This is a genomic window from Microbacterium gawkjiense (genome assembly GCF_031932225.1).
GTDB lineage: Bacteria > Actinomycetota > Actinomycetes > Actinomycetales > Microbacteriaceae > Microbacterium > Microbacterium gawkjiense.
The window spans coordinates 113,283-126,743 of record NZ_JAUZVV010000001.1; the positions used below are offsets into that span (position 1 = coordinate 113,283).

The window sequence follows — 13,461 nt, forward strand, 5'->3', positions numbered from 1 at the left end:
CTACCGGCGCGGCGGGTGCGATCATGGGGGCATGACGCGCTCCGATCCTGTCGTCGGACAGGTGACCCGGGGGACGACGAACACCAACCGCCTGCGCCGCGTCGACCGCTGGATCGCGCGGCATCCGGTGCTGCGCCGGACCGCCGATCCGCTCGTGGTGGACCTCGGGTACGGAGCGAGCGGGGTGACCGCGTTCGAGCTCGAAGCCCGGCTGCGGCGAGCGCGCCCGGACGTCGAGGTGCTGGGGCTCGAGATCGAGCCGGCCCGCGTGGAGCGCGCCCGCGCACAGCTCGCGCAGGTCCGTGCGGGGGCAGGGGTGTTCGCCGCGGATGCGCGCGTGTCGTTCGCGCGCGGCGGGTTCGAGGTGCCGGTGGCGGACGGTCGCCGCCCGGCGGTGATCCGCGCGTTCAACGTCCTGCGTCAGTACGACGAGGCCGACGTGCCCGCGGCGTGGGAGCGGATGGCGTTGCGCCTGCGCCCGGACGGGATGCTCGTCGAGGGCACGTGCGATGAGCTAGGCCGGATCGCGACCTGGATCGAGATCGGACCGGATGCCGCACCCCGCTCGCTCACGATCTCGTTGCGGCTCGCGGGGCTCGACTCCCCCGCCGTCGCCGCCGAGCGGCTGCCGAAGGCGCTCATCCACCGCAACGTCCCCGGCGAGCGGGTGCACGACGTCCTCGACGCCCTCGACCGGGAGTGGACGCGGGCGGTCGCGGCGTCGTCGTTCGGCCCGGTCCAGCGGTGGCGCGCCGCTCTCGACGCGCTCGTTGCGGCGGGGTGGCCGATCGGCGGGCGGAGCCGGTGGCGACTGGGCGAGTTCACGGTGCCGTGGGAGGCCGTCGCGCCCCGATGAGCGGGGCGCGTCACACCCGCGGGAGCAGCGCGCGGGCCTCGTCGGGGCGCAGGCCCGTCGCGCACAGCAGGTCGGTCGCGAGCGGCCGCAGCGCCGTGATGAGGGTCTGGTCGCCGAGCGATCCGTCGGGGACGAGGGCGACCGGGTCGAGGCGGGCCGCCACCGCGGTGAGCACCTCGCGCGCCGCCGGCTCGTACGAGATGTCGGTCAGCGACGAGGCGACGAGGTTCGCGCCGCGCACGAGCTCGAGGAGCAGATCGGCGGCGACATCGCGCTCGCGACCGTCGTCGCTCAGGTAGACGGCGCGCCGGGCGACGACGCGAAGGTTGCGCACCGCGAGGTCCATGGCCTGCCGCATCCGCTCGAACCGATCGAGCTCGAACCGCTGGCGGCGGAGGAACGGCGAGATGCGGGCGATCGCCGCGCCCGACTCGACCGAGACGCGCCAGTCGTCGACGCGGCCCTGCAGCTCGCGCGCCTTCTCGAGCCCGCGCTCGGCGCGCACGCGGCTGCCGCGACGCAGGCCCTGCGCGACGGTGCCGGCGGCGCCCTCGAAGGCAGCGAACAGGCGCGTCGCGTCGGCGAGGGCGGTGCGGAGCGGGCTGCGCGGGATGAGGGCGGTGACGAGCAGCGCCATCGCGCCGCCGATGAGGGCGTCGAGCAGTCGCAAGAACGGGGTCTGCGAGGGGACGACGACCACGATGATCGACTGGATCGCCGCGGCGATCGCGAAGCCCGCCTGCGGCGAGACGAACCGCGCGATCGACAGGCTCACCCCGAGGGTGAGGGCGAGCTGCCACCACCCGCTGCCGGCCGCGAAGACGACCAGCTCGGCGACGAAGACGCCCAGCACCATGCCGATAACGGTCTCGAGCACCCGCCACGGTCGGGCGTCGCGGACGAGACCGAGGCTCGAGATTGTGACGGTCGCCGCGATCAGCGGAGCCGGGTGCCCCAGTCCGTAGTGCGCGATCGAGAACGCGGCGCTCGCAGCGACGACGAGCTGCACGATCGCGACGGCGGACCCGCGCAGTCGCGCCCAGCCCTCGCGCGGATACCTCCGGGCGGTGGGCACCGGAACCGTGGTGGTCGGTTCGGGCGCCATCGTCAGCGGCGCTGCGACAGACGGGGCAGACGCGGGACGGATGCCGCACGCCCGGCATCCGGCGGAACGACGACCTCCTGCGCCGCGGCGATCTCGCCGTCCGCGACGGCCACGGTCAGCGCCGCGTCGACGGGGACGGACCGCTTCACGATCGCGAGGGCGATGGGGCCCTCCTCGTGGTGGCGGGCGACGGAGGTGATCGCTCCGACCTCGGCGCCGTCGAGGCGGACCGGTGCGCCCGGGTCGGGCAGCTCGGCATCCGATCCGTCGAGCTGCAGCGCGACAAGGCGACGCGGCGGGTGCCCGAGGTTGTGCACCTTGGCGACGGTCTCCTGCCCGCGGTAGCAGCCCTTGTCGAGGTGGACGGCCGTGCGCAGCCAGTCGACCTCGTGCGGGAGGGTCCGGCCGTCGGCCTCCGCGGCGGCGCGGGGACGCCACGCGGCGACGCGCAGCGCGTCGACGGCGAGGTGACCGGCCAGGCGGACGTCGCCGCGGACGGCGGCGGCGGCGAGCTCGTCGAGGGTGGCCCGCGGCACGATCGCCTCGGCCCAGTCGCGCTCGGCACCGGGGTGCGGTTCGACCGGGGAGTATCCCCACCCACCGTGGCTCACGCGGGGCCACGGGTCGCGCCACACGAGGGCGGCGCCCAGGGCGTCGACGGCGGCGGCGGTTCCGCCGACGACGGCGTGGTCGGCGGCGTCCTGCGGGTCGACGCGCAGGCGGAATCGCATCCGCGTCAGCCAGGTCAGCAGCGCGTCAGCGCGGTCGTGGTCGACGATGAGCCACGTGCGCTCCCCGTCGTCCACGACGGATGCCGCGTGCTCGACGTGCCCCTGCGGGTCGAGGACGAGCAACTCGGTGCCGACTCCGGGCTCGAGGGTCGTCAATGCCTGCGAGGTGATGGAGTCGAGCCACGAGAGCCGGTCCTCGCCGGAGACGGTGAGGACGGCGCGGTCCGCAAGGGGCGCGACCGCGGCCCCGCTCGCGAGGTCGCGCTGCTCCCGCACCGGGTTGCCGAGGTGGGCGAGCCCGCGGCCATCGAGGACAGCACCGGGCACGGCCGCGAAGGCGTCGGCGGTCATTGGACCCTCGCGAGTCGAGCGGAGGCGTGGGACGACAGGTCCGAGCCGAGCGCGGCGATGTCCCACGCCCACAGCAGGTGCCCGTCGACGAGCCCGTACATCCGGGTCGCGGCGCCGTACTCCTTGGCGCCCGCGGGGCGGACGATCGCGTCGGTGGCGATGTCGATGCGCGGACCGCGCACCTGGCCGAGGTAGATCTCGCTGATGCCGTCGGAGTGCACGAGCGCGACCTCGATCTCGAAGCCGTCCTCCGCCGTGCGGAGAGCCTCGACGTCGTGCACCGTGCGCGCGTCGGCGCGGGGTGCGAGGGCCGGCAGCAGCGCGGGCCCGGGATCCTGCTCGGTTGCGGGGCGGGACAGCCGCCAGTACCCGGTCTCGGCGACGAGGTCGCGGCGGCGGCCCTCGGCATCCTCGAACCAGGCGGTCGCCGCGTAGTTCAGGGCGTCGCCACCGTCATGGCTGAAGCTCACGCGGTGGGAGAACTCACCCGACATCGTGCGACCCTGCGCGTCGTACTCGAGGACGCCGGTGCCCTCCCACACGCCGAGGAGCCAGGAGAGCGGGACCAGATCAGCCGGAAGGTCGGTCGGCAGATCGATCACGATGTCAGCGCTGACCGCGGTAGAGGTTCCAGACGACGACGCCGGACACGAACGCGATCGCGAGCGATGCGAGGCCGAGCAGCCCGACGAAGAAGAGTTCGAGTGCGACGAGATCCATGCCGTCCACTTTAGCGGCCGGGAGCGGGCTCCCGGTCGGCGGATGCCGGTGGATCAGCTCGCGAAGAGTTCGGCGAGCGCGAAGCCGGCGCCGATGAGTCCCATCACCAGCATCGCGCCGAGGACGCTCGCCGAGATGCGCATGATGAACCCCTGCGACCGCCCGGACGCCAGCTGCACCGCGAAGGCGAGGAAGAAGCAGAATCCGAGACCGACCAGCAGCCACGCACCGCGCCAGTCGGGCTCGACGAACACGCCGACGGCGAGGGCGACGAGAGCGGCGGCCACCCAGACCGCGATCACTCCGGCGGCCCGTCGACGAGGAAGGATCTCGGGCGCGGTCATGGTCCCTATTGTGACGCACCGGCGCGGGGCCCGCACGGCGGCGAGCCCGCGTCGCGGCGGCCGCGGGGTGAGCCCCTAAGATGAGACCGGTTCCGAGTCCGCACCGGAGGGTCCCCCTTGGCACAGTTGCTCGTCCTGAGCTCCGCCGCCGGCGGCGACTCCGTCCTGCCCTCCCTCGAACTGCTGAGCCACCGGGTCCGCCAGATCCCCGCCGAGGCGGCGCAGCTGGTGAACGCCCCCAATGCGGACATCGTGTTCGTCGACGCCCGTAAGGACCTCGTCGCCGCGAAGTCGCTCTGCAAGATCCTGACGACGACGGGTCTCGACGCGCCGCTTCTGCTGGTCGTCACCGAGGGCGGACTCACCGCGGTCTCCCCCGACTGGGGCATCGACGACGTCGTCCTCGTCGGCGCAGGCCCCGCCGAGGTCGATGCCCGCATCCGCCTCGCCATCGGACGCGTGTCGAAGGAGCAGGTCTCCACCCGCATCCAGACCTCCGGCATCACGATCGACGAATCCTCCTACTCGGCGAAGGTGCACGGTCGCCCGCTCGACCTCACCTACAAGGAGTTCCAGCTGCTCCACTTCTTCGCGACGCACCCCTCGCGGGTGTTCACCCGCGAACAGCTGTTGAGCGAGGTGTGGGGTTACGACTACTTCGGCGGCACCCGCACGGTCGACGTGCACGTGCGCCGGCTGCGCGCGAAGCTCGGGGACCTCGAGCAGCTCATCGGCACCGTGCGAAACGTCGGCTACCGCTTCAACGTCTACGAGGACGAGCAGCTGCCGGGCTCCTCCGCCTGAGTCGGATGCCGCGGCATCCGTCGCCACGTTCACGCAGACGTCACCGTCCCCTGCAATGATGTGGAGATGATCGACACCCAGGTTCACGACTCCGGACTGGGCGACGCGGACGACGACGACTTCGACGACGTCGTCGAAGCGTACGACTCGCAGCTGCCCGACAACCGCTACCTCGACCGCGAGCTCAGCTGGCTCGCGTTCAATCAGCGCGTGCTCGAGCTCGCGGAGGATCCGAACCTGCCGACGCTGGAGCGCGCGAACTTCCTCGCGATCTTCGCGAGCAACCTCGACGAGTTCTTCATGGTGCGCGTCGCGGGGCTCAAGCGCCGCATCCTCACCGGGCTGGCCGTTCCCACCAACGTCGGACGCGCTCCGCTGGACGTGCTGACGGACCTCGCGACGTCGGCGCACGCGCTGCAAGAGCGTCACGCGGCGGTGTGGTCCGAGCAGGTCCGCCCGGCCCTCGCCGACGCGGGCATCGAGGTCGTCTCCTGGGCCGAGCTGTCGGACCCCGAGCGGAGCACGCTGTACGACTACTTCTCGGCGCAGGTCTTCCCGGTACTCATGCCGCTCGCCGTGGACCCCGCCCACCCGTTCCCCTACATCTCGGGTCTGTCGCTGAATCTCGCCGTGCGCATCCGCAACGCGCGCACCGGCCGTCAGGAGTTCGCCCGTCTGAAGGTGCCGCCCATGCTCCCCCGCCTCATCGAGGTGGCGAAGAACGGCTCCACCGTGCGGTACCTGCCGATCGAGGAACTGATCTCCGAGAACCTCGACGACCTGTTCCCGGGCATGGAGATCCTCGAGCACCACACGTTCCGCCTCACGCGCAACGAGGACGTCGTGATCGAGGAGGACGAGACCGAAAACCTCATCCAGGCGCTCGAAGCCGAGCTACTGCGCCGCCGCTTCGGTCCGCCGATCCGCCTCGAGATCACCGAGGACATGGACGAGGTCACGCTCTCGCTACTGCTCGATGAGCTCGACATCACCGAGAACGACGTCTACCGCCTGCCCGCCCCCCTCGACCTGCGGGGACTCTTCTCCCTGTCGCAGATCGAGCGGCCCGATCTGCGCTACCCGGCGCACGTGCCGAAGACCTCGACGCCGTTCCAGCCGGCCGAGCAGAACGGACGCGCCGACATCTTCGCGGCGATCCGCAAGGAGGACGTCCTCGTCCACCACCCGTACGAATCGTTCACGACGAGCGTCGTGTCGTTCCTGCAGCAGGCCGCACGCGACCCGCACGTGCTCGCGATCAAGCAGACGCTGTACCGCACCTCGGGCGACAGCCCGATCGTCGAGGCGCTCATCGACGCGGCCGAGAACGGCAAGCAGGTCCTCGCGCTCGTCGAGGTGAAGGCCCGCTTCGACGAGGCGGCCAACATCGTGTGGGCGCGCAAGCTCGAGAAGGCCGGCGTGCACGTCGTCTACGGCCTCGTGGGGCTGAAGACCCACTGCAAGCTCCTTCACGTGATCCGCGAGGAGGACGGCGTCCTCCGCAGCTACAGCCACATCGGGACGGGCAACTACAACCCGAAGACGAGCCGCATCTACGAGGATTACGGCCTGTTCACCGCGAACGAGCAGGTCGGTCGCGACCTGACCCGCCTCTTCAACGAGCTGAGCGGCTACGCGATCGAGAAGAAGTTCAAGCGGCTGCTCGTGGCCCCGCTCCACCTGCGCAAGGGCCTCCTCCGTCACATCGACGGCGAGCGCCGCAACGCGCTGGCCGGCAAGCCCGCCCACGTGCGCATCAAGGTCAACTCGATGGTCGACGAGCAGATCATCGACGCCCTCTACCGCGCCAGCCAGGCCGGGGTGAAGGTCGACGTCTGGGTGCGCGGCATCTGCTCGCTGCGCTCGGACCTGCCGGGGGTCAGCGACAACATCACGGTGCGCTCGATCCTGGGGCGCTACCTCGAGCACTCCCGCATCTTCACGTTCCACAACAACGGCGACCCGCAGGTCTTCATCGGCAGTGCCGACATGATGCACCGCAACCTCGACCGCCGCGTCGAGGCGCTCGTGCGGGTGACCGAGCCCGCGCACGTGAACGAGTTGATCTCGCTGTTCGAGCTGGCGATGTCCGACACCACGAGCTCGTGGCACCTCGGCGCCGAGGGCGAGTGGACGCGGCAACATCTGGATGCCGAGGGCAACCCGCTCGTCGATCTGCAGGAGAAGACGATGTCGCAGGTGCTCCGCCGCCGGCGGGCGCGGGCGGTGCGATGACGGAGACCGCGGTCTACGCCGCGGGCGGCGTCGTCTGGCGGATGGTGGACGGCAAGCTGCTCGTGCTGGCGATCCACCGCACGAAGTACCGCGACATCACCCTGCCCAAAGGCAAGGTCGATCCCGGTGAGACCCTCGCCGAGACGGCCGTGCGCGAGATCTTCGAGGAGACCGGCATCCGTGTCCACCTCGGGGTGCCCGTCGGGATCTCGAAGTACCGCCTGCCGAGCAAGCGGACGAAGATCGTCCACTACTGGAGCACCGAGGCGACCGAGGAGGCGATCCGCGGGTCGTCCTTCGTGCCGAACCGCGAGATCGCCGCGATCGAATGGCTCACCCCGAAGAAGGCGCTCGAACGGCTGAGCTATCCGGTCGACGTCGAGATCCTCGAGAACTTCCTGCGCCTCGTCGACGACGGCGTGCTCGCGACCTTCCCCGTCGTCGTGCTGCGCCACGGCAAGGCGACTCCCCGCGAGGACTGGAAGGGGAAGGATGCCGCGCGCCCCCTTACCGACCGCGGCAAGCGCCAGGCGAAGGCGGCCGTCGGGCCGTTGCGGGCGTTCGGCATCCGTCGGGTCGTCTCGAGCGACGCGGTCCGCTGCGTCGACACCGTGGCACCGCTCGCGAAGACGCTGGGCCGCGACATCCGTCGGACCGAGCTGATCTCGCAGGATGCCTGGGAGGAAGGACACGCGGATGTGCGCGCCGTCGTCGGCAAACGCGTGAGGTCGCGGAAGGCCGCTGTGCTGTGCTCGCACCGACCGGTGATCCCCACGATCATGAGCGAGCTGGCGCTGGCGACCGGGAGCCTGAAGGGCTCGTACATCGAGAGCGCCGCCGACCTCGAGGTCGGCGGGTTCTCCGTCGCGCACCTGTCGGCGACGAATCCCGGCTCGGGCATCGTGGCGATCGAGACGCATCCCCCGAAGGTGTGAATCGGCTGAGCGAGAGGCGTTCGGACCCGACCCGTTCACCTGTCGTTCACCTGTCGAGCGGAACCTGGTCACCGGCGACTCTTAGCGTCGAGCCAGCCCCGCACCGGGGTGTCCCGATCACCCGAAGGAATTCACACGTGAAGCTCAACCGCATCGCCCGCGTGGGCGCTGTCGCTGCCGTCGCCGTCCTCTCCCTGTCGGCCTGCGCCGCCAACGAGGGCACCCCTGCTGGCGCCGGCCAGCCCTCCGACGGCGGCAGCTCGCTGTCGGGCACCGTCAAGGCGACCGGCGCCTCCTCGCAGGGCGCCGCCCAGCAGGCGTGGACCGCGGCCTTCCAGATTGCCAACCCGGACGTCACGGTCAACTACCAGCCGACCGGCTCGGGCACCGGCCGCGACAACTTCATCGCCGGCTCCAGCAACTTCATCGGCTCGGACCGCGCCTACAAGGCCGACGAGATCGCCGCCGGGAAGTTCGGCGCCTGCGCGACGCCTGACATCGTCGAAGTCCCCGCCTACATCTCGCCCGTCGCCGTCGTCTTCAACCTCGAGGGCATCACCGAGCTGAACCTCACGCCCGAGGTCATCGGCGAGATCTTCAACGAGAAGATCGAGAAGTGGAACGACCCGAAGATCGCGGAGATCAACGAGGGCGTCGAGCTGCCCGACCTGGCGATCACGCCCGTCTTCCGCGGCGACGAGTCCGGCACGACCGGCACCTTCACCGCCTACCTCGCCTCCGTCGCGCCCGACGCGTGGCCGTACGAGGACGACGACGCCTGGCCCGTCAAGACCACGCGCTCCGAGGCTGCCCAGCAGACCTCCGGCGTCGAGGCCGCCGTCAAGGCCGGCAACGGCACCATCGGCTACATCGACGCCTCGCGCGTCGGTGACCTGGGCTCGGCCGCCGTCAAGGTCGGCGACGAGTTCGTGCCGTTCTCCTCCGAGGCCGCCGCGGAGCTCGTCGCGTCGTCGCCGCTCGAGGAGGGCCGTGCCGACGGTGACCTCGTCTACGACGTCGACCCCGCCAAGGCTCCCGCCGGCTCGTACCCGATCGCACTCGTGAGCTACCTCATCGGCTGCCAGCAGTACGAGGATGCCGACACCGCCGCCATCGTGAAGGCGTACTTCTCGTACATCGTCAGCGAAGAGGGCCAGAAGGTCGCCAACGAGGCCGCCGGCTCCGCGCCGCTGTCGACCGAGGTCGCCAGCGAGGCCCAGGCCGCCATCGACCTGATCGGCGCCAAGCAGTAACACCCCTGCTGCGGGTGGCCCTCCACGGAGGGTCACCCGCAGCCCCACGTCCGCCCGCTTCCGACCCGAGGACTGCGATGCCCCCCACCTCCGACCTGGCCACCGACCAGGCGCCCACGAGACGACCGATGCGTCGCCGCGGCGACCTCGTCTTCTCCAGCACCGCGCTCGGCGCGGGCATCATCATCCTCATCGTGCTCGCCGCGGTGACGCTGTTCCTCATCGTCGAGAGCGTCCCCGCCTTCACCGCGAACCCCGACGAGACGCAGTTCCTGAGCGGCGAGCCGTTCTGGCAGTACGTCTGGCCCTTCGTCTTCGGCACACTCTGGGCGTCGATCATCGCCCTGGTCGTGGCGACCCCGCTCGCCATCGGCATCGCGCTCTTCATCTCGCACTACGCCCCGCGCCGGCTCGCCTCCGCCCTCGGCTACATCATCGACCTGCTCGCCGCGATCCCCTCGGTCGTCTACGGCCTGTGGGGCGCCCTCGTCTTCTCGCAGATCCTGCAGCCCTTCTACGTGTGGCTGAACGAGAACCTCGGCTGGATCCCCTTCTTCGCCGGTGCCGTCTCCCCCACCGGGCGCACGATCCTGACGGCATCCCTCGTCCTCGCGGTGATGATCCTGCCGATCATGACCGCGATCACGCGCGAGGTCTTCCTGCAGACGCCCGTCCTCCACGAGGAGGCGGCGCTGGCCCTCGGCGCGACGCGCTGGGAGATGATCCGCATGGCCGTGTTCCCCTTCGCCCGGGGCGGCATGGTCTCGGGTGCGATGCTCGGGCTCGGTCGCGCCCTCGGCGAGACGATGGCCGTCACGATGGTGCTCTCGGCCACGGGTGCGGTCACCTTCCAGGTGCTCAACTCGAACAACCCGACGCCGATCCCGGCGAACATCGCCCTCAACTTCGGTGAGGCGTACGGGGACGGCGTCAACGTCCTCATCGCGACCGGCCTCATCCTCTTCCTCGTGACCTTCGCCGTCAACGCGCTCGCGCGGTGGATCGTGAACCGTCGCGCCGAGTTCTCTGGAGCGAACTGATGACGACGACCCTCACCCGCTCCACGGCCCGGACGCCCGTCGGCAACTCGCTCACCGCGGGTCAGCTGCCGAAGTGGATGCCGTGGGTGCTGCTGGCCGGCGCCCTCGCCCTCTCGAGCATCGTGTTCGCCATCATGAACGGCGGCGGTGACGTCGCGGACTTCAACATCGCCGCGGCGGTCTTCGTCGGGGTGGTGCTGTTCGCGGTCGTCCTCGTCATCCTCTCGAGCGTCGTCGAGACCCGGCGCCGCGCCGCCGACCGACTGGCGACCGTGCTGGTGTCGATCGCCTTCACGATCGCGCTGCTGCCGCTGATCTCGCTGCTGTTCACGGTCGTCGTCAACGGCATCGCACGATTCGACCCGATGTTCTTCTCGTACTCGATGCGGAACATCGTCGGCGAGGGCGGTGGAGCGATCCACGCCATCTACGGCACGCTCATCGTCACCGGGTGGGCGACGCTCATCTCCGTGCCGATCGGCCTCATGACGTCGATCTACCTCGTCGAGTACGGACGCGGCCGTCTCGCGAAGGCGATCACGTTCTTCGTCGACGTCATGACCGGCATCCCCTCGATCGTCGCGGGTCTGTTCATCGTCGCCGTCTGCGCGCTCATCTACGGACCCGGTCTCAACACCGGCTTCATGGGATCGCTCGCGCTCAGCGTGCTGATGATCCCCGTCGTCGTGCGGTCGAGCGAGGAGATGCTGCGGCTCGTGCCGAATGAGCTGCGCGAGGCGAGCTACGCGCTGGGTGTGCCGAAGTGGCTGACGATCGTCAAGGTCGTGCTCCCGACATCCGTCGCGGGCATCACGACGGGCATCATGCTGTCGATCTCCCGCGTCATCGGCGAGACCGCGCCGCTGCTGCTGACGGCCGGCTTCACCCAGTCGCTCAACGTGAACGCGTTCGACAACCCGATGATGACGCTCCCCGTGTTCGTCTACGACCAGTTCCAGAACCCCGGCACGAACATCCCCGCCGCCCTCGAGCGGGCCTGGGCCGGCGCGCTCACCCTCATCATCATCGTCATGGCGCTGAACCTCATCGCACGCTTCGTCGCGAAGAAGTTCGCCCCCAAGTTCGGCCGCTGACCCGCGGCATCCGACAGAAAGCACCCGAAGTGTCCAAGAGCATTGAAGTCAACGACCTCAACGTCTACTACAGCGACTTCCTCGCCGTGGAGGGCGTGTCCCTCGACATCGAGCCCCGCAGCGTGACGGCCTTCATCGGCCCGTCCGGATGCGGCAAGTCCACCTTCCTGCGCACGCTGAACCGCATGCACGAGGTCATCCCCGGCGCGCGCGTCGAGGGCGAGGTCCTGCTCGACGGCGAGGATCTCTACGGTCCTGGCGTCGACCCGGTGCTCGTGCGCCGTCAGATCGGCATGGTCTTCCAGCGCCCGAACCCGTTCCCCACGATGTCGATCCGCGACAACGTGCTGGCCGGTGTGAAGCTCAACAACTCGCGCATCTCGAAGTCCGACGCCGACGCGCTCGTCGAGAAGTCGCTGCGCGGCGCGAACCTCTGGAACGAGGTCAAGGACCGTCTCGAGAAGCCCGGATCGGGCCTGTCGGGTGGTCAGCAGCAGCGCCTGTGCATCGCCCGCGCGATCGCCGTCTCGCCCGACGTGCTGCTCATGGACGAGCCGTGCTCGGCCCTCGACCCGATCTCGACGTTCGCGATCGAGGAGCTCATCCAGGAGCTCAAGAGCGAGTACACGATCGTGATCGTGACGCACAACATGCAGCAGGCCTCGCGCGTCTCGGACAAGACCGCGTTCTTCAACATCGCCGGCACCGGCAAGCCCGGCAAGCTCATCGAGTACGACGAGACCGGCACGATCTTCACCAAGCCGTCCGTCCAGGCCACCGAGGACTACGTCTCGGGTCGCTTCGGGTGAGTCCTACTCCCTGAGGCCACGCGCCGGCACGGATTCGGGTTCCGTGCCGGCGCGTTTTCTTTGTGCGCGGATGCGTCGCGTGCGTGGGTCGGGTTGGCGTTCGCGGATGCAATGGATGCCGGGCGACACGCGGCATCCATCGGATCCGGAACGGCGTGTCGGGGCGGATCTGTTGCATCCATGAACGGCCTTCCTCCCCAGAGGGTGGGATGCGGCGGCTTTCCCTCGGTTCGGGGTGCGAGTCCGTGCGGGGTGACAGCGGCGGCGAGGATCGCGGGATGTGCGAGCTGCGGCATCCGGTTCTCCGTCTTCGTCAGTTGCTCGACGCGGGGTGGTCGATGCGTCGGGTGCAGCGTGCGCTGCGGACGGGTGAGCTGCGCCGGGTCCGCGTCGGCGTCTTCGTTCCGCCGGACGCGTGCGCCGACGCCGTCGCGATCGCCCGGCACGGCGGGTCGATGGCGTGTGTGACCGCGGCGCGGCATCGCGGACTGCGGGTGCTCGACGAGGACGATTCGCCGCACGTCTGGATGCGGCCGGGCGGCCGGTCGCACGACGCGGACTGCGACTGCGTCGAGCACTGGGACGCGCCGGGCGTCGGTGAGTCGCGGCGCGAGCCGTCGCTCGCCCGGGTGCTGCGGCAGGTCCTCCTGTGCCGTGGCGTCGAGGCGTTCTTCGTCGCGCTCGAGTCGGCCCGACGACAGCGAATGCTCGACGGCGACGACATGCGGTGGCTCGCGCAGAACCTGAACGCCGCCGGACGCGAGGCTCTCGGGCTGAGCCGGGACGACGCCGACAGCGGTCTCGAGTCGCTGCTGCGGTGGCGGCTGCGCGGGTTCGGGCTGACCGTGCGGACGCAGGTGCGCGTCGCGGGCGCCGGTGTCGTGGACGCCCTGATCGGCGACCGCGTGATCGTCGAGGTGGACGGGCGGGAGAACCACGACGGCGCGTCGCTGCGGCACAAGGACCTCGTGCGGGACGCGAACGCCGCCCTGTGGGGATATGTCACGCTCCGGTTCGACTACGCGATGGTGCTGCACGACTGGGACCTCGTCGAGCGCGCGATCTTCGCGGCCCTCGCGCGGGCGTGACGCGTTCACGGATGCAATGGATGCGGGGCGACACGCGGCATCCCGGGGCGGGTCGGCGGCGTGTCGGGGCAGATCTGTTGCATCCGTGAACGGCAA

The 13,461-nt window shown here is 70.3% G+C and carries 13 protein-coding genes; 9 read left to right on the forward strand and 4 right to left on the reverse strand.

From position 1 onward, the window contains the following. Positions 1 to 31: 31 nt before the first annotated feature. A complete protein-coding gene (locus Q9S71_RS00580; protein ID WP_311859990.1) occupies positions 32 to 856 on the forward strand; it encodes a class I SAM-dependent methyltransferase in 825 nt (274 codons plus the stop codon). A gap of 10 nt (positions 857 to 866) precedes the next feature. On the opposite strand, the gene Q9S71_RS00585 is transcribed toward Q9S71_RS00580, so the two are convergent. From Q9S71_RS00585 to Q9S71_RS00600, 4 genes are all read right to left on the reverse strand, one after another. After that, positions 867 to 1,931 carry an FUSC family protein gene (locus Q9S71_RS00585; RefSeq protein WP_311859991.1) on the reverse strand — a complete coding sequence of 355 codons (1,065 nt, stop codon included), beginning with the start codon at positions 1,929 to 1,931 and terminating at the stop codon, positions 867 to 869. Between the two features lie 32 nt (positions 1,932 to 1,963). Further along, positions 1,964 to 3,043: a CAF17-like 4Fe-4S cluster assembly/insertion protein YgfZ gene (gene ygfZ / locus Q9S71_RS00590; protein WP_311859992.1), complete on the reverse strand. Its 1,080-nt coding sequence runs from the start codon at positions 3,041 to 3,043 to the stop codon at positions 1,964 to 1,966. Then, positions 3,040 to 3,645, reverse strand: coding sequence for a nitrobindin family protein (locus Q9S71_RS00595; RefSeq protein WP_311859993.1), 606 nt, complete (start codon positions 3,643 to 3,645; stop codon positions 3,040 to 3,042). The genes ygfZ and Q9S71_RS00595 overlap by 4 nt, the downstream gene beginning before the upstream one ends. Before the next feature lie 171 nt (positions 3,646 to 3,816). After that, the gene (locus tag Q9S71_RS00600; protein ID WP_064003125.1) at positions 3,817 to 4,107 is read right to left on the reverse strand and encodes a hypothetical protein; all 291 of its coding nucleotides are present in this window, start codon (positions 4,105 to 4,107) and stop codon (positions 3,817 to 3,819) included. A gap of 117 nt (positions 4,108 to 4,224) precedes the next feature. On the opposite strand from Q9S71_RS00600, the gene Q9S71_RS00605 reads away from it, so the two are divergent. The 8 genes from Q9S71_RS00605 to Q9S71_RS00640 all read left to right on the forward strand — a co-directional run bounded on the left by Q9S71_RS00605 (position 4,225) and on the right by Q9S71_RS00640 (position 13,365). After that, a complete protein-coding gene (locus Q9S71_RS00605) occupies positions 4,225 to 4,911 on the forward strand; it encodes a response regulator transcription factor (RefSeq protein ID WP_064003124.1) in 687 nt (228 codons plus the stop codon). 66 nt (positions 4,912 to 4,977) lie between these two features. After that, positions 4,978 to 7,146, forward strand: coding sequence for an RNA degradosome polyphosphate kinase (locus Q9S71_RS00610; RefSeq protein WP_311859994.1), 2,169 nt, complete (start codon positions 4,978 to 4,980; stop codon positions 7,144 to 7,146). Then, on the forward strand, positions 7,143 to 8,081 hold the full coding sequence (locus Q9S71_RS00615; RefSeq protein WP_311859995.1) for an NUDIX hydrolase: 939 nt from the start codon (positions 7,143 to 7,145) through the stop codon (positions 8,079 to 8,081). Before Q9S71_RS00610 ends, Q9S71_RS00615 begins: the two co-directional genes overlap by 4 nt. A gap of 137 nt (positions 8,082 to 8,218) precedes the next feature. Next, positions 8,219 to 9,334: a phosphate ABC transporter substrate-binding protein PstS gene (locus tag Q9S71_RS00620; protein ID WP_311859996.1), complete on the forward strand. Its 1,116-nt coding sequence runs from the start codon at positions 8,219 to 8,221 to the stop codon at positions 9,332 to 9,334. A gap of 77 nt (positions 9,335 to 9,411) precedes the next feature. Further along, positions 9,412 to 10,374 carry a phosphate ABC transporter permease subunit PstC gene (gene pstC / locus Q9S71_RS00625; protein ID WP_064003120.1) on the forward strand — a complete coding sequence of 321 codons (963 nt, stop codon included), beginning with the start codon at positions 9,412 to 9,414 and terminating at the stop codon, positions 10,372 to 10,374. Beyond that, complete coding sequence (gene pstA, locus Q9S71_RS00630; protein WP_311859997.1) at positions 10,374 to 11,468, forward strand: phosphate ABC transporter permease PstA; 1,095 nt, start codon at positions 10,374 to 10,376, stop codon at positions 11,466 to 11,468. The genes pstC and pstA overlap by 1 nt, the downstream gene beginning before the upstream one ends. Positions 11,469 to 11,497: 29 nt before the next feature. Continuing rightward, positions 11,498 to 12,277 (forward strand): phosphate ABC transporter ATP-binding protein PstB, encoded by a 780-nt coding sequence (gene pstB / locus Q9S71_RS00635; RefSeq protein ID WP_064003118.1) that lies wholly within the window; start codon positions 11,498 to 11,500, stop codon positions 12,275 to 12,277. A gap of 278 nt (positions 12,278 to 12,555) precedes the next feature. Then, positions 12,556 to 13,365: a DUF559 domain-containing protein gene (locus Q9S71_RS00640; RefSeq protein WP_311859998.1), complete on the forward strand. Its 810-nt coding sequence runs from the start codon at positions 12,556 to 12,558 to the stop codon at positions 13,363 to 13,365. Positions 13,366 to 13,461 lie beyond the last annotated feature (96 nt).